Annotated in this window: 16 protein-coding genes (1 of these 16 cut by a window edge); 2 read left to right on the forward strand and 14 right to left on the reverse strand. The window is 61.1% G+C overall.

Annotation, left to right across the window (positions count from 1 at the left end):
* On the reverse strand, nucleotides 1–1,508 hold the 5' portion of the coding sequence (locus C1T17_RS12640; RefSeq protein WP_104953740.1) for an HAD-IIIC family phosphatase. Its footprint begins 343 nt before the window's first position; the window shows 1,508 of its 1,851 coding nt (coding positions 1–1,508); the start codon lies at nucleotides 1,506–1,508; its stop codon lies off the left edge, out of view.
* Between the two features lie 149 nt (nucleotides 1,509–1,657).
* Here C1T17_RS12640 and C1T17_RS12645 point away from each other — a divergent pair, with 149 nt between their 5' ends.
* Both C1T17_RS12645 and C1T17_RS12650 read left to right on the forward strand, forming a co-directional pair.
* The gene (locus tag C1T17_RS12645) at nucleotides 1,658–2,641 is read left to right on the forward strand and encodes a glycosyltransferase family 2 protein (protein WP_104953741.1); all 984 of its coding nucleotides are present in this window, start codon (nucleotides 1,658–1,660) and stop codon (nucleotides 2,639–2,641) included.
* A 30-nt stretch (nucleotides 2,642–2,671) separates the two neighbouring features.
* Complete coding sequence (locus C1T17_RS12650; RefSeq protein WP_104953742.1) at nucleotides 2,672–3,919, forward strand: glycosyltransferase; 1,248 nt, start codon at nucleotides 2,672–2,674, stop codon at nucleotides 3,917–3,919.
* A 1-nt stretch (nucleotide 3,920) separates the two neighbouring features.
* Here the strand turns inward: C1T17_RS12650 and C1T17_RS12655 are convergent, their stop codons facing one another.
* Genes C1T17_RS12655 through C1T17_RS12715 form a run of 13 tightly spaced genes read right to left on the reverse strand, consistent with a single transcriptional unit; the run spans nucleotide 3,921 to nucleotide 19,679 of the window.
* Entirely contained in the window at nucleotides 3,921–5,408 is a 1,488-nt protein-coding gene (locus tag C1T17_RS12655; RefSeq protein WP_189338342.1) for a lipopolysaccharide biosynthesis protein, read from the reverse strand.
* Complete coding sequence (locus C1T17_RS12660; protein WP_104953744.1) at nucleotides 5,401–6,726, reverse strand: polysaccharide biosynthesis protein GumE; 1,326 nt, start codon at nucleotides 6,724–6,726, stop codon at nucleotides 5,401–5,403. Before C1T17_RS12660 ends, C1T17_RS12655 begins: the two co-directional genes overlap by 8 nt.
* Nucleotides 6,719–7,906 (reverse strand): polysaccharide biosynthesis protein GumK, encoded by a 1,188-nt coding sequence (locus C1T17_RS12665; protein ID WP_104953745.1) that lies wholly within the window; start codon nucleotides 7,904–7,906, stop codon nucleotides 6,719–6,721. Before C1T17_RS12665 ends, C1T17_RS12660 begins: the two co-directional genes overlap by 8 nt.
* Nucleotides 7,906–9,786 (reverse strand): WecB/TagA/CpsF family glycosyltransferase, encoded by a 1,881-nt coding sequence (locus tag C1T17_RS12670; protein WP_104953746.1) that lies wholly within the window; start codon nucleotides 9,784–9,786, stop codon nucleotides 7,906–7,908. Before C1T17_RS12670 ends, C1T17_RS12665 begins: the two co-directional genes overlap by 1 nt.
* 34 nt (nucleotides 9,787–9,820) lie before the next feature.
* Nucleotides 9,821–10,558 carry a hypothetical protein gene (locus C1T17_RS12675; protein WP_104953747.1) on the reverse strand — a complete coding sequence of 246 codons (738 nt, stop codon included), beginning with the start codon at nucleotides 10,556–10,558 and terminating at the stop codon, nucleotides 9,821–9,823.
* Entirely contained in the window at nucleotides 10,555–11,937 is a 1,383-nt protein-coding gene (locus C1T17_RS12680) for an exopolysaccharide biosynthesis protein (RefSeq protein ID WP_104953748.1), read from the reverse strand. Before C1T17_RS12680 ends, C1T17_RS12675 begins: the two co-directional genes overlap by 4 nt.
* 12 nt (nucleotides 11,938–11,949) lie before the next feature.
* Nucleotides 11,950–13,338 (reverse strand): AAA family ATPase, encoded by a 1,389-nt coding sequence (locus tag C1T17_RS12685; RefSeq protein WP_104953749.1) that lies wholly within the window; start codon nucleotides 13,336–13,338, stop codon nucleotides 11,950–11,952.
* Entirely contained in the window at nucleotides 13,338–14,111 is a 774-nt protein-coding gene (locus C1T17_RS12690) for a polysaccharide biosynthesis/export family protein (protein WP_104953750.1), read from the reverse strand. Before C1T17_RS12690 ends, C1T17_RS12685 begins: the two co-directional genes overlap by 1 nt.
* Before the next feature lie 13 nt (nucleotides 14,112–14,124).
* The gene (locus tag C1T17_RS12695; RefSeq protein WP_104953751.1) at nucleotides 14,125–15,288 is read right to left on the reverse strand and encodes an outer membrane beta-barrel protein; all 1,164 of its coding nucleotides are present in this window, start codon (nucleotides 15,286–15,288) and stop codon (nucleotides 14,125–14,127) included.
* A gap of 32 nt (nucleotides 15,289–15,320) precedes the next feature.
* Nucleotides 15,321–16,337, reverse strand: coding sequence for a glycoside hydrolase family 5 protein (locus tag C1T17_RS12700; RefSeq protein WP_104953752.1), 1,017 nt, complete (start codon nucleotides 16,335–16,337; stop codon nucleotides 15,321–15,323).
* Nucleotides 16,334–17,320, reverse strand: coding sequence for an NAD-dependent epimerase/dehydratase family protein (locus C1T17_RS12705; protein ID WP_104953753.1), 987 nt, complete (start codon nucleotides 17,318–17,320; stop codon nucleotides 16,334–16,336). Before C1T17_RS12705 ends, C1T17_RS12700 begins: the two co-directional genes overlap by 4 nt.
* Nucleotides 17,317–18,045, reverse strand: coding sequence for a class I SAM-dependent methyltransferase (locus C1T17_RS12710; protein WP_104953754.1), 729 nt, complete (start codon nucleotides 18,043–18,045; stop codon nucleotides 17,317–17,319). Before C1T17_RS12710 ends, C1T17_RS12705 begins: the two co-directional genes overlap by 4 nt.
* Entirely contained in the window at nucleotides 18,042–19,679 is a 1,638-nt protein-coding gene (locus C1T17_RS12715; protein ID WP_104953755.1) for a hypothetical protein, read from the reverse strand. The genes C1T17_RS12710 and C1T17_RS12715 overlap by 4 nt, the downstream gene beginning before the upstream one ends.
* Nucleotides 19,680–19,859 lie beyond the last annotated feature (180 nt).

Below are 19,859 nucleotides of genomic sequence, written 5' to 3' on the forward strand. Positions count from 1 at the left end.
CCAAATCGGTCGCGCATGAAAGCGACTTCGACACGAACATCGTTCGCACCGACCATATCCTCCAGTTCGCCGAGCGAATAGCGGATGGTCGTCACGTTGAACTGGTTGGTTTTGGCGAACAGTTGATGCAAACGCGGCAGATCACGAGGTTCCGCTTCCCGCACCTCAAGCTCGATTCCCAATCCTTCGAGATAGCTCATCCCTTGCGGCAGATCCGCAAGAGCCGCCTGTCGCGCCGCAGCCTGCGCATATTGGTCCGACTTGAGCGCATCCTCAGCCGTGAGCCTCGACTTTTCAAACCAGGGCAACCGATCGAGCAACCCCGCATAGGACGATGCGTCAGATGGCAACAACACGGCCTCGACCATGGGCAGCGCGGCGCGAACATGTGCGACTTCCGCCGGGTTGTCGTCGATGAAGACCAAAGAATCCAAGCCGATATTTAGATCGCGTGCGATGGTGATGAGGCCGTTGCTTTTATTCTGCCATCCTACCGCGAGCATCGAGAAATCGTGGCGCGAGAGCGGCATATCTGTGCGTGCTTCGAATAGCGCGTCCATCTCCGCAGGATTATTCTTGCTGCACAGCGCCAGTAAGATGCCTCGATCCTTCAGCGCCTTTACGCGGCGCTGGAAGGCGATGAACGCTTCGCCGGTGGAGTCGCCGCGATCTATGCCGATACCCCAAGGCCCCTCTTCACCCAGCACCCCGCCCCACAAGGTGTTGTCGGCATCAAGGACAAGACATTTGCGCGCGGCGCCGCTCATCGCGATGATATGCCGGGCGAAGACATTCCCCATTTCCGCCATCAGCTTTTCGGTCCAAGCAACCTTGGCGACGTGCATCATGCGAGCATCAAGCCCCTGGTCGCTGCCTATGCGCGCCAATGCGCCTGCAAGATCGAATATCTGGACGCGGGGGTGCTCCGCGGCGAAAGTCAGCAGGCTACAATTAAGGTCGTGATAGAATGCCTGCTCGCCATAGTCGTTGGCGGCATCCGCCACGCCCAGCGCTGGAAAAGGCGGCATCGGAAAATTACCGATCAGGAGCGTCGCCGTAGTCGCCGCCTCCGCAGAACCGATCCAGGCTCGTATCTCCTCGCTGATCTGCTCGCGCAACTGAAGTCTTTCGCCCGGAGAAAGGGCGGTTAGCGTACCAATTGCATCCGGCCGGAGTTGCTCAAGCGACAACAGCAGGACGATCATGTGCGGGTTGAAATGCTGGCAGACATCCGCCTGTAAATCCTGGAAATACTGCCCGAACCCGCCATAGCGGCATACCAGTTGAAAGCTTTCGCGCGCGCTGGCGAGTGACAGATACGGCTCCAGCAGTTCGCAGGTGACGTTGCCGAGAAGCGCGACGCGGATTGCCGCATCCTTATCCAATTCCCGTAACTGGCGATGAAAGGCGCGGTAATCTTTACCACGCAAAGCGCCCTCTTCTTCCCTTTGGCGGATTTCGCGACGTAACAGATCGAGGGATGATGCTGCGGAAAGCGAACTGTTCATTCTGCACCGGGCCTATGAACCAAGTTGAAGGACGATAGCGGACGCACCAGCTTTTTGAGAGCAGTGCGAAAGTCCTGTGGCGCAACCTTACCGGGCAAAGCACGTGGTTGCGCCATCTGGACACCCTCTCTTGCAACTGCGAAGAAACTATGCGGAAAAACCGCACGGCTGAGAAGTTAGGTACGAACACCTACGCAAGTCCGGCTACTGAATTTGCCGTCGACACCCGGTACGATGCCTACATGCGCAACAGCGATCGGGGCGATCTGCGGATGAAGATTTCGGTCATTATACCTACCCACAAGAGGCCCGAATTACTGAAGGACGCACTGCAAAGTGTAGCCAGGCAAAAGCTGCTTCCAGCGGAGGTTTGGGTGGTGGATGACGCCAGCGACCTGCGCACGCAGCAAGTAGTGAATATGTTTGCGGAGCAATTGCAGGTGCCGACGCAATATGTGAGGAACAACGTAGCGGTTGGCGCGTGCGGTTCGCGTAATCTTGGTGCATTTCTCAGCAGCGGCGATTGGCTCGCCTTCCTGGACGACGACGACCTGTGGCAGCCAGATTTTCTCTCAGAAACAGCCGCACGTGCGCAACGTAACGACGTCGACCTGGTGATGAGTGGATTGCAACGTCAGGAAAAAGGGCAGCCGGATACCGCACGTTTTACGCCTGACGACATGACGGGCGACACAGTGCTCCAATACCGGAGTTCCATGACCGGGAGCAACTTCCTGATCCGCGCCACTCGCTTTGCGGCCGTACGTGGGTTCGACCCTGCAATGACTGTCTTCAATGATTGGGACTTTCTCATCCGGCTCCTGCGTAACGGCACGCGCTATGCCGTTGTCCATGACCCGCTCGTCCTGTGGCGCGACCACGCAGGGGACCGGATCGCCACACCCACCGCCCGGCGCGCCGACGGCATCGACAAGTTCCTTGGCCGATATGGGCGCGAATTGCCTTCCTCCATGCGCCGGGAACTACGCACTACGGCTCTTGGCATACGCCGCAAATGCACCGCTCAACCTTATCGATATCTCGAACTCAGCGTTGCGCTCGCGTGGGCGCATGGGCCTGCCGCCGCACTTACGAAACTGATCGGGATGAAGCGGCCGCTTGCCCTGTCCTGAACCATCGCAGCCGGTCGAGGATCCCCGCAGATGAAAATAGCCTTCTTCGTCGCCGACTACCCCAACCCCTCGGAAACATTCGTTGCCCGCCAGATCGCCGGAATGCGCGCGCTCGGCCATGACGTTACTATCGTAGCAGGATGTCTGAAGGCGCCCATGGATGAGATCGAGCGCGAAGGCGTGAAGGTCCGACTGATTCGACAGGAGAGCACCGGAATCAGGGCGCTGACTCTCCGGCTACGTTGCGGGGTAATGGCTCTACTGAATTGGCGGCGCCTCGGCGCCATCATTCGAGGGCTGGCCATGCAGTCACTGATGCCCGCCGCAGACCTGCTCAGTTGCCCACTGCATCTCGGGTCGTATGACGCCATCGTCGCCCATTTCGGCCCGATGGGGGTACGCGCCGCGATCCTGCGACAGGCCGGTATGCTAGGCGGGCCGCTCGCCGTGATCTTTCATGGCAAGGATATGAGCGATCGCTGGACCTTGAAACGTTTCCTTCCTTCTTATCGCAACCTGTTCCGTTCCGCTGAATTGCTGCTCCCGATCAGCCGTCTCTGGCGCCAACGCCTTATTGATTGGGGTGCTCCCGTCGGCAAGATCAGAGTGCTGCGCATGGGTGTCGACCTCGGTCTGTTCGATCCCGTCCCGGACGACAAGCCGCTACAAAGACCACTGAGGGTGTTGAGCGTCGCGCGGCTCGTCGAGAAAAAAGGCCTGGCCTACGCTATCGAGGGCGTGAAACAGGCTGCGGCGGACATTGATTACCGGATAATCGGTTATGGCCCGCTGGAAGAGACCTTGACCGAACGATGCGCTGCGCCCGGCAACAATGTTCGGCTGTTGGGACGCAGATCCCATGCGGACGTGTTTGCAGAACTGCGTGCTACCGACATCTTCCTGTTGCCTTCAGTCACTGCTGAAGATGGCGACATGGAAGGCATTCCCGTAGCTCTGATGGAAGCCATGGCCATGGGCGTGCTCGTAGTCGCGACACGGCACAGCGGCATTCCCGAATTGATCGAGGACGAACTGGAAGGTCTGCTTGTCACCGAACGCGATGCCAACGCAATTGCCCATGCGCTCGACCGTATCGCTGATGGTGCCATCGACATAGCCGCCATGCGCCGGGCGGCGCGCGCCAAAGTCGAGCGGGAGTTTAACAATTCCCTGCTGGATCACGACCTGGAAGCGCTTCTCGCCACGCTGCAACCGGAAGCCGATCAGCCGCGTGCAGTAGCTGACTCCGCTGCTACACCCCGCTCGCTGCGGGCCTGAGCTATTCGGCCGGGATCAGCGGGCGGGGGCGATAACGGTCAAGTGCGTCATGCCCTATTCGATAGAATCGCGCTAGCATCGCGCGCCCATCTTCTGAAAACGCGTGGAAGGCCGTACTCAGGCCGTACGCCGTTACAATTCCCACGGCGAAGACGACGAGATCGTCTGCGCGATCCTGCGTGATCCAGATGATCCCCGCCGCAATGCCCCCCGCCGCCAGCGACGGCGCAAGCACGGCATAGAGATCGACAGGACGCACGCTCGTTCCGCGCGTACTCCAGCGGTAGAGGATCGGAATTCTCAGCCATTCGCTCGCGGCATAGGCTGCCGCGACGCCGGTAGCGCCCCACGGTAGTCCCGCAACCACGCTCCCAATGGTGAAGATCGCGCCCAGTACGCCCCAGTTCCGCATAGCGCGTGTATGCCCGGAGCTGATGAACAGCCAGCCTGTGGCGTTGGAAACCACCTGGATGCTTGCGGCGAGCGCCAACCAGAAGAATATCGGCGCTGCGCTCAACCACTGCTCGCCGAGCAGCAGCCCGATAATTTGTTGGCTACATGCCGCCGCGACGATTGCGCCCGGCACGGTGACGAACACCAGTGATCGGACGGCGGTAAGGAAAATTCTGCGATACCGCTCGGGTTCACCCAGAACCTTGGACAACGCCGGAAGGATCACGCGCGACAGGGGCTGATTGAGAGTCTGGAGCGGAAACATCATCAGTCGGTAGCTTCTGTCGTAAAGGCCGAGCTGCATCGCTCCCCACATCTTTGCGATCAGTACATTATCAAGATTGCGGCTAAGCTGATTGAGCAAGTTAAAGCCGGTGACATCGACTCCAAATCGAAGCAGGTCGCGCGAACTGCTCCACTGGATGTGCAGCGAAGGCCGCCACCCCGCCATGCGCCATGCGAGCACTGATCCTGCGATTGCTCCCACGAACGGCCCGAGCATCAACGCCCAATAGCTGCGCGTCGTCACCGCAAACACGATGGTGGCGATAAGTCCGGCCAAAGCCGTCACCATGTCCACGATGCTAAGCGCTCCGAACCGCATCTCCCGGTTGAGCAGCGCCACTTGCAGCAAGGTCACGCCCGTAGCCATGACCGTCAATCCGCTTGCCGCGATCACATAGCCGGGACGTACGTCGTCATAGAACCACGCGACCAGCGGACCCAGCGCGACGAAGAACATTGCTATCGCCGCAGAAGCGGCGACATTGAACCAGAAGACGGCATTGATCTGATCCTGAGAGAGGTTTGCGCGTTGGACGACCGCCTGCCCCAGTCCCAGCGACTGGAATATCAGGATAAAGCTCGCTACCGGCGCGACCATCGCGATCACACCATAATCGGTTGGCGTCAGGAGGCGCACGACCACCACGGTCGATGCCAGCATCGTCAGAATCTTAACGGCTTGCGACAGTCCCAGCAGTGTCGCGCCACGCGCTGCGGCATTGCCGAGGCTCGCGTGCTGCGTCCTACCCATTAGCCGGGTCCGGAAGCGGCTGCGTGATATTATTCTGCGCTCTTGCACGCGCATAGAAGTAGCCAAAACATGCCCACATTAGGGCCGTGGTCTTGATCGATAGCGATGCATTGCTGATCGGAAGGCACGCAACCAGGAAGATGGCCATGCCGTGCTTGAATCCCCGACCGCCACGATCCTCCCCGGTGTTCGTCAGTGTGACGATCACCCAAAGCGCCACCGCGATCGGCAACGACTGGTTTTGAATAAAATAAACTAGCCCAGCGTCTTCATTGCCAGTTCGGCTCGCGCCGATCGCGAAGAATCGCTCGATGCTGAGGCGTCCCAGGGCGTCTATGCCGTATCGAAGGCGTCCCGCGAAAGTGTCGCCCACTTCCCCTAACAACCCCAGCATTTTTGCCACTGCCAGCACTATCAGCGAGACGGGCAAATAGGTGACGCTGATCCAGCCTGGTAAACGGCGCGCCAACGGAACGATGGCAACCAACACCGCGCTGACGCCGAGCGCAAGTCGCCCGTCGCAGATGACGATCAGGATCAGGTTGGACGCGATCATCAGCGCACGCTGGCGGACACTCAACTGGTCCCACAATCCAATGAGAAACAGCGTAATCATGATCGTCCAGTTGCCCAGCGACACCGGTTCAAGGAACAACGATGATCCACGGTGCAGGCCGGAACCGGGAAACAGCAACCTGCCCTGCGGACGCTGCGCGCTGACAAACAAGTCGCCCCCCGCCCAGAAATCATCCGCCGAATATCCTCGCGAACTGATATAATATTTAGCAACTTTGAAGAACGATCCGAACCCCGCAGGGTCGACGCATTCCCAGATGCCGACCACCAGTACCGCTACCTGCAACCCTACGACTGTCCGGATGAACACCGTCTGCGAAAATTGCATACCCAGCATGATGAATGCGGGGATCAGCAGAACTTCGCCGAAACTCTTCGGATCGAATTGCTCCCGTATCGCCGCTGTTATGATCGCGGTCATGGCCAGCAACCAGATAACGATTATCCAGGGCGTGATGCCTCGGTCTGTGGAAGGCCTGCCCGCCGAATGGAACCCGATTCCGAGCGCAGCGACTGTCAGCGCGCCTTGCGCCAGGGCCGCCTTGCTGCCGTCGATGGGCATGATCGTCGCGTTCACCCACGCGAGAAACGGATTGAAGATCACTGTGCCGGCCAGCACCGCGGCGGCGGCGATCTGCAGATACTGATCGTTCGGCGCACGGCGCGGGACAGCAACACCGTCGAGCCGCTCAGGTCCGGCCCAGCGGAGCCGCTGCGCCGTCAGCATCTGCGCGTCAGGCACAGGCCGCCTCGATAAGATTTTTCGCCACCTGCGACCAGGAAGGGACATCCGAAGCCACGCGCGGCGCCAACGCTGCTCGCTCCAGTGCGCCCACGATCGTTTCGGGGCGTTCGGGGTCATAGCCGAAACGCAGACTGCCAGGCTCTACGGCAAATTGCGGACACACTGCGGGCAACCCGATCGCGCCGAATTGCAGCAGCTTGAGACTGGATTCGGCCAGATAGCCGGACGCCGCCTCCTTCTGATATGCGGCCAGACCGATATCGGCATGACGCAGATAGGGTAAAGTGCTGGCGAACGGCATTTCGGGATGTTGCACGACGTTATCGGGAAAGCTGTGCACGGGAACGCCGATCAAGTGAAAATGCCAGTCCGGCATATGTTCGGCCGCGATGCATACCGCATTCGGATCGAACAGCATCGAACCCGCCGAAACGATGTTGCGCGGTCGCTCATAAGGATTTTCGGTCGGGGCGCCGATCTGATCGCGATCTATTCCGTGCCTCAGCACGATCTTGGGCACATCGAAATTGTCGAAATGCGGAAGCATCGCCCGCGCGACGACCACCACGAGGTCGATCTCCTCCCGCGACTGTTCAAGCACTTGCTGCACGCGAGGATGGACCCCAGCGGTCGAGAGCAGATCGGCGGCCCGATAGACGAGCTTCGCATGGGGCGCCGCCGCCCTGACGCGCGGAATAAGCATCGGTGCGATACCGGACTCCACGATGATGACGTCCGACACCGAAGCCGCTTCGTCGAGCGCATCGCACCGGCTGCGCGCCCAAAGATCGAACAGATAGCCCGATTTGTCACCCAACAGCGGCACGCGCGTCGCATGCCAGTTGCCTCGCCATAGATAGGCGTAGACCCCATCGACGCTTTCCCAATGGTTGGCGCTCTGGTCGAGAAAAGTCCGGCTGTCGCCGCGCAGCCGCGAAAGCCAGCTATAGCCGACAGAGAAGAACCGGACCTCGTGCCCCTGCTCGGCCAGCGCCTTGGCTAGGAAGTGCGCGCTTGCCTTGCGTTTGGTGCGATAGTCATGCCGCGAGAGGATGAGCACGCGCGTTCCCGAGCGCGCTATGTCACCTTCCTGCCTTGAAACACCGGCTTCCGAGAACGACCCATTCTCTTCGTTGTCGACGGGATGAACGCGCGAATGTGCCGCTGCCGTCTTCATCAGGCGCGCAAGCCTTCATGTCGTGGCGGCGGGCTGCTCCTGCTGCTGCGCAGTCGAACGCCGCGCCGCGCATCATTGGCAACCTGCGCCAGGAAGGTGATGTTGCCGACGAGATAGCGGTGCGCCAATCGCCGCGGCTCCAGATACAGACGATAGGTCCACTCTAGCCGTGCCGCGCGCATCCACTCGGGCGCCCGAACGGCTGCCTCCGCAAGGAAATCGATCAGGCCGCCGACGCAGATGATCGGTATTCCAAGCGCCTTCACGTTGCGGTTCGCCCAAAGCTCCTGCTGCGGTTGCCCCATGCCGACGAGCACCAGATCGGGATCGGCCAGACGCACCCTCTCCTTCAGTAATTCCTCGTCCTGCGGGCCGAAGAAACCATGGTCCGCCCCCACGATCTGCAATTGCGGGTTGATCCGCTGCAACATCTGGCCAGCCCGCGCGGCGATGCCTGGCGCACTACCAATCAGGTAGACGCGCAACTTCGTGCGGAATTGCTGGAGGAAGAGCGGCACGAGATCCGTGCCATTGAGGTTCGCCGGAAACTTGCGACCGTAAAGCAGCTTGCTTGCAATATCGATCCCTGCCCCATCGTTGAGCACCAGCGCATCGTTCATCGCGCGGCTGAAGTCAGAATTTTTGCGCGCCACATTCACCGTATGCGCATTGCAGAACGCCACCACCTGAGGCGTGCCACGCTTCACGATATCGGCCATCTGCGTCAGCGCTACCGCAGCGTCCATGACCGGCACATCCACCCCGCCGAAGGAGCGTTGCCGTGTGCCCATGATCGTATCGTATAGCCCGTCAATCTGTTGCGACACGCCGCTCCAGCCGAACGACTGGAGCGTGGGCCGCAGCGCTTCGCCGTCGGGAGCCACCATCGCACCAGCCTTGTGCTGATCGAGAAAACGCTGCGGCGACGCCGGATCGTCGAATGTCTCCAGCATCCCGAAGCCCAGCCGCGCCCGTGTATACTGATGCGCGGCGATGTCGCTCAGTATCGGATATAATCCTGCCGACGCGGCCTCCACCGCCGCTATGCCGAAGCCCTCGTGAGACGCAGCGGACGCGTATACGCTGCTCTTAGAGATCAGGTTGGCGAGTTGGGCGTCGCTCGGTGAAGGCACGATCTCCACCGCACCATCCAGCCCTAGCTCCTGCGTGATCCGATGGAGCGCCTCGATATCCACACCCATCGGCTTGCCCGCGATCACCAGCCGCCATTCCGGATCAGCCTGATATACGCTGGCAAACCAGCGCAGCAGCTTCTCCGGCTCCTTGTTCGGCGCGATCCGTCCAAAGTTCAGGATATTCTTGGTGCCGCGCTGACCCAGTCCGGCAAATTTCTCGACATCGACGCCATTTTCGACCGTGACGAGCCGGTCGTCCGTGATCGTCGAAAACATCTGGTGATCGGATTGGCTGCACGCGATCACAGCCCGATACGCTTTCAGGCTGCGGCGCGTAACTTGATTGAAATAATGCCGCTTCAGCTTCGCCGCGTAGCTGGTGTGGAAAAAGCCGCCATGGGTGCTGAGCACGAGAGGCTTGCGATGAACCATAGTGGTGGCCGCCAGAAAGTCCGCGAAGAAGTCGACTCCATGCACATGCACGATATCGGCACCCTGAAGATGACGGAGAACTTGAGGGGCAAACGGGTAACGCTCGCTCCCTTTATAGGGGATGCGATCCACTTCGACTCCGTTCAGCACTTCATGCTTCGGCAGGCTTCGCTCCGGCTCGCCGAATATCTTGTCGAGCGTGAGGACACTCACCGAGTGCTGTGCGCTTTGCTCCCGTGCAAGGCAGCGGACATAATCCTCCATACCACCAACGCCAGGAAGATATTGTCGGGTGACGTGCAATATACGCATGAAATAATCTCGCAAATCTGCGTGATACCGACATTTACTTGAACATAAATGTCCCGAGCACTGCTGTCCCCGCCGTTCTTAGGCTATGTACTATTTCCTGAGTATCTGACACAGCGGTAAAGTCTCTACGTAATACTACCACAGCAGCATCCGCACCAAAGGTTGCGGCTGATGAACTCGCCGAATGACTTGCGTCCACAATGATGAGATCGAACTCGTCCACGAAATCGCGCAATGCCGAGTGCATCTGCATGGGCTCAAGTTTGGACCCTGACAGCTCCGTGGATGCAAGTGCCAGAGCCGCCATCGGCCCAGGCCGCACCAGGAGCGTCGGCTCCTCTCCGTTGCCCCCTCGCGCGGCACCGGCACCATGTGCGATGCCGAACAGGCGATGCTGAACGGGGTCGGTGGCATCACTATCGACCAGCAGCGTCCGCCATCCCGACTGCGCACTGGCGATCGCCACACTCGCGCTCAGCAAGGCCGTTTCCGGATCAGCGTCCGCACCGATCAGGACGACGATCTTCGGGCGATGTCCATCTTCCAGTCGTGCCGCCGCGATCATCGCCCGCAGGTTTCGGGCTGCCTGCCCCAGTGGATCGGTTGGTGACAGAGCAGCAACCAGATGCGGATCAAGTTCAGCCCATCGCTCCAGCTCACCGCCGCCTTGATAGGCACCCTGTGCGTCCCCGTCCGGATCATGCGGACGATCATCCAGATGTGGGTCGCGAGATATGTTGCGCAATGCGCTTTCGGACGATTTCAACCTCATGTCGTTGCTTCCCCCGTGGATTGCGGCCCGGTCATATGTGGCAGGGCGCGACGGATCTGGGCCGTTCCCAGCACTGGCGCTCCTGTGAGATGCACAAGGCTGGCAACGTTGCGGATGCGGGGCCGGCGCCACTCCAGCGCAACGGCGGTGGTGAGCGCCAGCATCAGGCCGAAAACGATTGCCAGCAACAATCGCAACACGACATTCGGGCTGTCCGGTAGAAGCGGCACCTCCGCCCGGTCGAGTTGCCGGATATTGGTCGCAGGCACGGTACTGCGCAGCCGCATCGAGGCGAGTTGCTGCGTCACCGAGTCATATTCGCGCCGCGCCGAGGCGGTGTCGCTTTCCAGCACCTCCAGCTTGCTACGGTCTGCGGCCTGCGCCAGCATCCGCCCGCGCTGGCTTGATAAAAGACCGCGGATTTGACCTTCGCGAGAGCTGGACGCCGCACTGGAAGCACTCAACATTCCTGTCGTCTTGGCGGTTTCGCTCGCCAGGCTCGCCTGCAACTGTGCGAGTTCCGCCTGTGCCGCTAGCATCTCGGGATGGGAACTACCCAGTTCGCCACGCATCTGCTGGACCGCCGCCGACTTTGCCGCGATCTGCGAGCGCAACCCTTGGATAACGCCCGACGTCTGAACCTCGGGCATTGCCGCTCCGCCGACGCTGGCGCGCGATCGGGCGTCTGCCGCTTGCGCCTCGGCATTGGACAGTTGTGAGGACAGTTCGCCAAGTCGCGTGCTTTCCGCGTCGATGGAGCCGGTGGAAATAATGCCCCGCGCCCGCTGGAAATCGGACAAGGCTTCCTGACTGGCGATCAATTTGGCGCGGACTTCGGCGATCCGTTTCTCGAACCAGTCGGCATAGGTCTTCGCGGGATCGGTGCTCATCCGCAGCCGTACATCGACATAGGCGTCGGCAAAGGCGTTGGCCATGGAAGCCGCCTTTTGCGGATCGGAGGATTTATATCCCAATGTAATGATGTTGTCCGCCGAATCTGCGCTGACGCCGAGGCCTGCCAACACCCGGCGAGCGACCCAGCCATTGAAGGTCTGCGCCCCCCCCGTGTCGCTCATCCAACGTTCTTTCATCGCCGGGTCTTTGTCGATCCCCAGCTTCTCAGCCACGCGGGCAGCAATCGCCTCGCTCTGAATGATCCTGGCCTCGGTCGCGATCACCGAACCTTCCCCTTTCGAGGTACCAGAGTCAGATGACACCGGATCGGGGGCACGGGAGTCGATCAACATGCTGGCGGTCGCGATATATGTGCGCGGGCTTGCGACGATCCAGATGATCGCCAGGGCAAGCACGCCCATGAATATTGCCGCTTCCAGTTTCCATCGGACGAGGACGGCGCGGATCAGGTCTGCAAGCTGCATCGCGTTCTACCTTCAGAGTGCCTGACCAAGACGCGATGTCTCGGGCAGAGGAATGACGTTGTCGTGGACCGTGTCGCGGCGGGCGGATTGCGTCAGAAGCAGCGCCAGGAAAAATTGCGGCGCGACGGTGTCGCGGAACGCATATTGATCGCTATCCCGCCCGATTAACGCCGGCCCGAACATCGTGATCGCCTGCTCCGCCTGACCGCTAGGCAGTTCGCGGCCCAGTTGCGTGGCGCTGACGGCGTCGAACATAGCCGCCGAACGCGCAACATGCGCAAGCGCGTGATGAAGCGCGACGTTCGAAGCGGAAAGCTGCCGGAAAAGCCGTGCGTCATCGTCGTTCAGCAGCGCCCAGTCATCGCTCGCCGCGATGACGCCGGACAGCGCCGCCGCCGATGTCACCTGATCCTGCCCGTTCCGCAGCGCGTGCAATCCTGCATGAGCACAGAATAGCCGCACATGATAAGGGGATCCGCAAGCCAAGCTGGCGATCAGTTCCTTGCTCGCGTCGTCGAAGGGCAAGCCAGCCTGCTCCGCCCCCACATCGATCATCTCCTCCACCGCAGCGGCACTGATGCGGCCGATTGGGATGGCAGTGAGATGGCGCCGTAAGGACGGATGATCGGTAATGAGATCGGCCAGATCGCCGCCGATGCCGACCAGCACCGCCTGCACCGGCATCCGCGCATCGGCCAACAGCTTGAGGAAACTAGCGAATTCCAGGCGGACCTCCCTACTTAGGATCCGGTCGAATTCGTCGAAGATGAAAATGAGCCGCCGCGTCGTGAATTCACCAAGGAATTCCACGCCCTCACGCGGCCCGAAGCCCGCGCCCAGGTCGCGCAGCTTCTCGCGGAACAGGATGTCGCGCCCCGCGGCAATGGCAGAACGCGGGATCGTCTCGAAGTACAGCTTCAGCAGTTCCGGAAAACTGTGATGCGGCTCGCAGGCCGTATAGAGCACGATCAATCCCTGTTGATCGGCATAGTCCGCGAACACCCGCACCAGCGACGTCTTGCCCGATCCCCGTGCACCGTAAATCAGTGCGTGCTGCTCGCGCAGAACAACAGAATTGAACAGCGCCTCAAGTTTATCGGCACGACCGTATAAATCTCTCCTATTTTCAACAGGTTGCGTACTATTGAAGTTTATAGTGACTCTACGACGGCGCGGGTCGGTAAGAGCATCGAAGCTGTTCCCGTGACGTATTCGCGGCGTGGCACGCGGCGGCGTCTGAACACGGGAAGATGCCTCTGGTTCACCCTCCACATGGGCAGCTTTCTGGATTGGAGCGGAAAGCGTCGGACGCGGCGCTGGCGCTGGCGCAAGCAGATGGGTCAGGCCACGCACAAGGCTTGACCAGAAGCCCCGCCGGCCTTTCTGAGCGGACACCACCATCAGAACAACTTCTCGTTGACATAATAGACGTCGCCAGCCTTGACCGGCGTATCCAGCGGCACCTTCTTCGTCGTCGTCGACCCCCGCGTAAGAGTCACGCGCTTCTGCGTCCCCGCCAGCGTTGGGCCGCCGGCGGAGGCAAGCGCTTGCCTCAACGTCATGCCGGACCGAAGCTCCACCTTGCCGGGCTTGTTGACCTGGCCGTAGACGAACAGCGGCTGTGCAGCAGGAACGAAAACGGAGTCGCCGGGTCGCAGTGCCTCGTCACTACCGTCCGCCATTTCATCGAGAACCACACGACGATCGGGCTGCCCCTTCCGCCGCAGGATCACATAGTCGGCGGCATCGCCCCGCGTACCGCCCGCTCTCGCCAGCAGCATCGCGACCGTCAACGGCCGGTCAATCGGATAGAGGCCAGGCTGCTGCAAGCTGCCGAACGCCGTGACCGAATTGCTGACGAAGCTCGTGATTTCGACGTTCACTATGGGATTGACGTAATAGCGCCCGCTCTTCAGCTTTTCGGCAATGACGCCTGCAAGCTGGTTTGCGGTATAGCCCTCCGCTTTCACATCGCCCAGCATCGGGAGCGTGATGCCGCCATCCTCTTTCACGCGCGTTTTCACGTCGATGGGATGTGCGCCGAAAACCGACACCTGCACTTCGTCATTTACACCCAGCATGTAGCTGGCAGGCGAAGCTTCCACGGCCGCAGCGACCGCCAGCGGAGACACGGAGGCGCCGAGCAGAAATGCTGCATATATTAGGCTCTTCATGATCGTTCTCCCATCACAAGCGCACGCCGATCTGTGCCGTGACCGACGCGGAGTCATATTCGTAGTAGGCGATGTTCGCGTTTCGCCGCTCGTATCGTGCCGATAGACCCGCCCGGATTTTCTCGTTCAATGCGCGTGTCACGCCCGCGTTGAAGGTCGAGGTGCGATCGAAGTCCCGGGGGAATGGCGTGTCCACCAACAACTCATCCCTGAAGTTGCGGCGATTCAGTTGTGCGCCGAGCTGAAATTCGGTTTCAGCACCTAATTGATACGCGGCGGTCAGTTGCCACCGGGTTTGGATCACGTAGGTCGATCCGGTATTCCCCTGGCTCGTTGCCGCCCGCGCCCCACGCAGATTGATGGACAGTGGAGGAGATGGCCGGAAGTTGATGCCCCCCTCGAATCCCACACCTGAGAAATCGTCCAGCCCGGCGGCACGCGGATCGACCCGGAAATAGTTTACGGCTGCACGGAAGCTCACGCGTGGCGCAACATTGCGCGTAAACAGCAGGCCATACCGCCATGTAGACGAGCGGTCGTCGATACCAAGGCGCGAGCGGAACTTCGGCCGGTCGAACCGTTCATATTCGACCATCGCGATTAGATCGCCGATGCTGGGGACGCGATAGCCTACGCCTGCACTGGCAAACTCATTGTGCAGGTTGAACAACTCGCGCGATTGGGCGGTGTTGATCGCGCGGCTGATACGGCCCGAGGCTGTGGGATATAGGCCCGCAGCCCTCCGACAGGCGACCGTCACTTCCAGATCGGTCTGACGCAAGGTGTTGCCAGCGACGAAGCCCTGATCCGATAGATTGGCCTGCGCCCAATTTACCGAAGCTCCCGGCCGAACCGTGCACGCGCCGGCGACTGCGACATTCACTTGTGCCGTCGCCTCGATCCGCTCCCGATTGAGGAACTTGTTCGTGCGATGCAGATCGTACCCCGCCATCCCCGTCAGCGTCAGTTGATGCTGTCCTGCGATCAAGCGCCGTACCGTGAAGTCGATCGTCGGCGTGAACCGCAGATCGTCACGGTCGTTAGGTGCACGGATCTTGCTGAGCTTCATGATATTGTCATCGTAGGTCGCCCGGACCGTAGGCCGGATCACGAGCAAGTCTGGCGGCTGATCCACTTCCTGCCCGATTGCGGGCGCGGATATTGCCGTCGCAAGCAACAGGACGGATGCCGTGACGCCATACCGACATGTCAGCGTCCTCCTGCCATGAAGCGTTCGAGTACGGCCATCTGCGGCTTGTGCTGTCCGCCCTCCGGCTGAATGTTCATTGGATATCGTTTCCACCACGGCCCCCCTGCCCAATATGCCCAGCCCATCCAGACATCCGATCCTTGCTCAACCTGCCGCAGCAGCGCATTGAGCGCCTCAAGGCAGTCGGCGTTCGAAGCTGCGCCGAACTCGCCCAGAAAACCGCGATATCTGTTCTTGCGCAGCCATTCGGTGGCGGGTCGGATGCGCGCGGCGGCGGTTGCTCCGTCCACGCACTGCTCCTTCGTTCCCATATTGTCGGAATCGAGATATTGATGGAGCTCGAACGCGAAGTTCTTGCCCGGATCGCGGAAGCCCGCGAACGCCGCTGCGTTCGAATTTGCGCCGCCCTTGGTCCAGCTATGCGCGCCAGTCCATGACGTGCCCGGCACCAGGATGAGATTGCGCGCGCCGGTATCGCGGATTGCCGCGACGGCACCATCCGCCATCTTGCGCCAAGTGGGCGCGGGAATGCCGTTCGGCTCGTTCATCAGGCCGAACGCGATCTTGCCTTGGCCCTTGTACCGTTCCGCCAACTGCCGCCAAAGCTCCGCGAAGCTGGCAGCACCATCAGGCATCTGGTCAAGTCGCTGGCCGTTGAATTTGCCATAGTTATGCACGTCCAGAACGATAGTTTGGAAGCCGCTCATCCCCGCCAGCGCCTTGTCCAGCCGCCGCATCTCGTCCGGCGCAAGCGGCTGCCCCATGACCGGCTGTACCCGCTCCCACAGGATCGGCACGCGGACGATCTTCATGCCGCTAGCTAGGAAGGGCGCGGCGACTTTCGCGTCGGGGTAGATGTAGTCCTTGCCGTACACGCCTGGCTTGCGTTTGGAATTGAACTCGCCGCTGGCGAGGTTCACGCCGCTCGCCGGACGCGCCTGTGCTGCGCCGGAGACCGCGCAGAGCAGCAGCGCGGCAAGAGGCGCATCGCGAAAAAGCAGACGGCCTGCGCTCATCGCAGCAATCCCTCCTGCCGGTACCAGTCCACCGTGCGCGCGAAACCTTCCGCAAGCCCAACCTTCGGCGCATAGCCAAGCAGCGACTGCGCGCGATCAATGGTGAAGGCGCGGTGGTGCTTGAAGAAAGTCAGCCGCCTGCGATGGAGCGGCGGCTCAATCTTCAACGGCGCGCACAACAGCTCGCACATATGCGCCGCTGCATTCACCGGCCCATAAGGCAGATGTCGTGTCGGCGCGGGCACGTTGAGCGTTTTGGCCGCCGTCGCCACATAATCGCGCAGGGGCAAGTGCTCGGCAGCGCCCACGATGAATGTCTGACCCGCAGCGCCGGGCTGCGTCATGGCGAGCATGAAGCCCTGCACCAGATCGTCAATGTAGACCGGGTGGAAGTGCGACTTGCCCGCGCCGACGTAGAAGAAAGTGCCCTTCTGCAACATGCTGAACATCTTCAGCATCCGCGTGTCGCCTGGGCCATAAATGCCGCACGGCCGCACGACGACGATCTCCATGCCCGGCTCGCGCATTGCTTCGCGGCACAGACGCTCCGCCTCCAGCTTGCTCTGCTGATAGGGGTCGCGCGGAGAGAAGGGTGCGCTTTCGTCCGCGACGCCGCTGCGCACATCGCCATGCACTCCGATGGACGAGCAATAGACGAACCGCCGCACGCCAGCCTCCCGCGCCGCCTTCAGCAGCAGCGCCGTACTGTCGCGGTTGACGCGCATAAATTCTTCGGGCGCGCCTTCGGTGCGATACATGGCGGCGATATGGAAGACGGTGTCTGCACCTTCTACCAGCGCCGAGATAGCTTCCGGATCGGTGAGCGCGCCGGTCAGCCATTCGCTCGCACGCTCCGCAACATCGTCCTCTGGCTCACGACGCGCGAGCGCTCGGACGGTGTAGCCGTCGGCTTTCAGGCGCTTGGCCAACGCGCCGCCGGTGAAGCCTGTAGCGCCGGTAATCGCGACGAGCGAGAGCGTCATGCCGCCACCCTGTCGAAGCGGGCGAGGACCGGATTGCCGAGCATCCGTGTGATCCCGACCGCGCGCATCGCGCTTTCCACAGGCGCGATCTTCGTGCCCGCCATGCGATGGAGGCCCATCGGAACGACGAATTGCTTGAACGTCCCCGCAGGACGAAAGCCATGGCGCGCAAACACGCGATTGATCTGCGACGGCCAGAAGCTGCGATAGGTGCGCGTATCCTTCTCAATCGCACGCTTCACCGGATAGGCGGGCAGCGCCAGCGCATTCAGACCCATCAACGTGGGATAATCGACGATGACATGGCGACGGGACACCCGACACAGTTCTGCGATCAGCACATGCCAGTGCGTCATATGCGCCAGCAGCCTGATGCTGGTCACAAGGTCGAAGCTGCGATCGTCGAACGGCGCGGCCAGCAACTCACCCTGCCGGAACTCAACCTGATTGCCCAACGGGCTGCGCGCGATCCGCTCTGCGCAGCAGTCATCGCTGCCCAGCACCGTCACTCGCCCGGCCGTGCGCAGCAGGCTCTCGACCAACTGACCATGCCCACCGCCGACATCGAGCGCCGACTGGATCGGATGCGTACCCGCTCGCAGCAGCGCCTCCAGCCCCTCATTCTGCACCTTCAGCAGATACGCGCCTGCATCCCCCGAGAACCGCCGGGCGTAGGCATCCGAGGATGTCTCGACATCCGGCCAGGTATAATCGAGCGCGATCATGCCGCATGCCTTTCGGAGCTCATCCACGGACACGGCGCAGTCGGCCGGTGCTCCCAGCGGAAGATGTGGAAATAGGGCACCGCCGGACGAACAGGCGATGTCCGCTGCTCGATCAGGTCGGCCACCTCGGCCGGAACGCCCTTGGCCGTGCGCCAGTGGGCGTCGTCGATCACGATCACACCGCTCGCACGGCAATTGATCACGCGGTCCATCCCCGCGGCGCTGCCCAGAACAGGCCGCCCGGTGCGCACGTCCCTTGTAAAGTCGCGCGTCGCGCCCAAGTCGCTGAGATGGCTGGGGTTGATCAGCATATCGTGCGGCCGGATGTGCACGATCGTGCGCAAGTCGTCGGACGCCACCAGGAAGTCGGCAGGGCCCACGGCGCGGCGCAGAGCGGCTTCCTGCTCGTCCCAGAGAGGATCGCTTGGATCGGACAGGTGCGCCAAGCTGCGCAGATCCGTCAAACCGTGCAGCAGTGCACTGGCCGTGTGGCGATAGCTGGAATTGACTAGCAGCGCCGTGACCCCGACGCCGAGGACGATTGCACCTGCACCGATGCCTGCCAGTTCGCTGGGCAATCCAAAGCCGCTTAGTACCCGCCTGCCTGCCGCCAGAGCCGCATCCGCCGGACGCGCTACGGCCAGCCCGAACAGGATCGCCACAAAAGGCATCGCATAATAAACGTAACGCCCCGCCTTCATCGCCGCGAAGGAATGCACGAGCAGCGCCACCGAAATCATGATGATCGACAGCAGCGCGAGGCTCCGGTCGCGTCGCAACGCCAATGCCGCAGCGACCGGCGTCAGGATCAGGATGAGCGGGATCTGGCGGTAAAATTCGCGCAGATAGAACAGGCGATCATATTGATGCTCCTGCGCCCATACGGATGCCGAGAGAAACTTCTGCATCATGGGCGGCAGGATCATGACGGCAAAGATGACGCATGAAACGGTTGTTATCAGAGCCAGCCAAGGCCGGCGCCGCACCATCGCCATGATCCATTGGAACCGCGCAGCGGCGAACCATAAAGCCAATGCAGCGGCCGCGATTGCGGTCGTCGGCTGGAGGTGAAGGCCCAGTAACAGCAGCGCCGCCGCGCCGGCGAGCCGCCATACCATCGCAGTGCCCGCTTGCGCCGCAGCGGCGTAAATCAGGATCGCCGCGCCAAGCACCAACAGGGCTTGCGGCGCATAGAAGCGGGTGAAATGGGCAACGTCGAGTGTGTAGCCAGACAGGGCGAGGGTCAGCGCGGCAATAATCGCCGCCGTGGTCCCCGCCCGGTTTTTCACCCACGCGAAAACCAGGGTGACGAGGCCTGCCGCCATAAGCGCAGTGGGAACCCTTGCGATCCATATGCTCGTGCTGCCGAACAGGTCGAACGCGGCCCCAATCAGCATCGTGAACAGGCGCGCCCGCGTATATTCGCCGTCCAGAATTGCGAAAGACCCGTTTTCGGCCCAGCTTCGGGCGGCGAACGTGGTGTAATATTCGTCCACGCGCACGGGCGTGGTGCCTATGGTGATCGTGTAGAGCGCAGCGGCGGCGAGAAAGAGCAAGGGCGTCTGGAGAGCGCCAACCGCCCACGTCGACGCTCTTCCCGGAACTGGAATTTGCATCTCCGTCGATACGGTCATTCCGACTTTCCCCAAAATTAGCCGAATCGCCATTGTGCGGCGCAGCATTATGCCGTCGTGAAGAAGATTGGCAGATCGTCGAAAGATAAGCACTAAGTAAGGTTACCTAAGTGCTTTACTTAGTATTAAATCTATCTCGACCCCGCTTCTATTTCAGCAATATTACGTAATAATTCTTGG

This window comes from Sphingobium sp. SCG-1 (genome assembly GCF_002953135.1).
Taxonomy (GTDB): domain Bacteria; phylum Pseudomonadota; class Alphaproteobacteria; order Sphingomonadales; family Sphingomonadaceae; genus Sphingobium.

What these genes read in the sequence shown, in the direction of transcription:
- C1T17_RS12645 (WP_104953741.1), top strand. Translation starts at nt 1,658, where the DNA reads ATGCGGAAAAACCGCACGGCTGAGAAGTTAGGTACGAACACCTACGCA.
- C1T17_RS12670 (WP_104953746.1), bottom strand. Translation starts at nt 9,786, where the DNA reads ATGCGTATATTGCACGTCACCCGACAATATCTTCCTGGCGTTGGTGGT.
- C1T17_RS12680 (WP_104953748.1), bottom strand. Translation starts at nt 11,937, where the DNA reads ATGCAGCTTGCAGACCTGATCCGCGCCGTCCTCGTCCGATGGAAACTG.
- C1T17_RS12710 (WP_104953754.1), bottom strand. Translation starts at nt 18,045, where the DNA reads ATGATCGCGCTCGATTATACCTGGCCGGATGTCGAGACATCCTCGGAT.
- C1T17_RS12655 (WP_189338342.1), bottom strand. Translation starts at nt 5,408, where the DNA reads ATGGGTAGGACGCAGCACGCGAGCCTCGGCAATGCCGCAGCGCGTGGC.
- C1T17_RS12700 (WP_104953752.1), bottom strand. Translation starts at nt 16,337, where the DNA reads ATGAGCGCAGGCCGTCTGCTTTTTCGCGATGCGCCTCTTGCCGCGCTG.
- C1T17_RS12665 (WP_104953745.1), bottom strand. Translation starts at nt 7,906, where the DNA reads ATGAAGACGGCAGCGGCACATTCGCGCGTTCATCCCGTCGACAACGAA.
- C1T17_RS12705 (WP_104953753.1), bottom strand. Translation starts at nt 17,320, where the DNA reads ATGACGCTCTCGCTCGTCGCGATTACCGGCGCTACAGGCTTCACCGGC.
- C1T17_RS12715 (WP_104953755.1), bottom strand. Translation starts at nt 19,679, where the DNA reads ATGACCGTATCGACGGAGATGCAAATTCCAGTTCCGGGAAGAGCGTCG.
- C1T17_RS12675 (WP_104953747.1), bottom strand. Translation starts at nt 10,558, where the DNA reads ATGAGGTTGAAATCGTCCGAAAGCGCATTGCGCAACATATCTCGCGAC.
- C1T17_RS12685 (WP_104953749.1), bottom strand. Translation starts at nt 13,338, where the DNA reads ATGGTGGTGTCCGCTCAGAAAGGCCGGCGGGGCTTCTGGTCAAGCCTT.
- C1T17_RS12650 (WP_104953742.1), top strand. Translation starts at nt 2,672, where the DNA reads ATGAAAATAGCCTTCTTCGTCGCCGACTACCCCAACCCCTCGGAAACA.
- C1T17_RS12690 (WP_104953750.1), bottom strand. Translation starts at nt 14,111, where the DNA reads ATGAAGAGCCTAATATATGCAGCATTTCTGCTCGGCGCCTCCGTGTCT.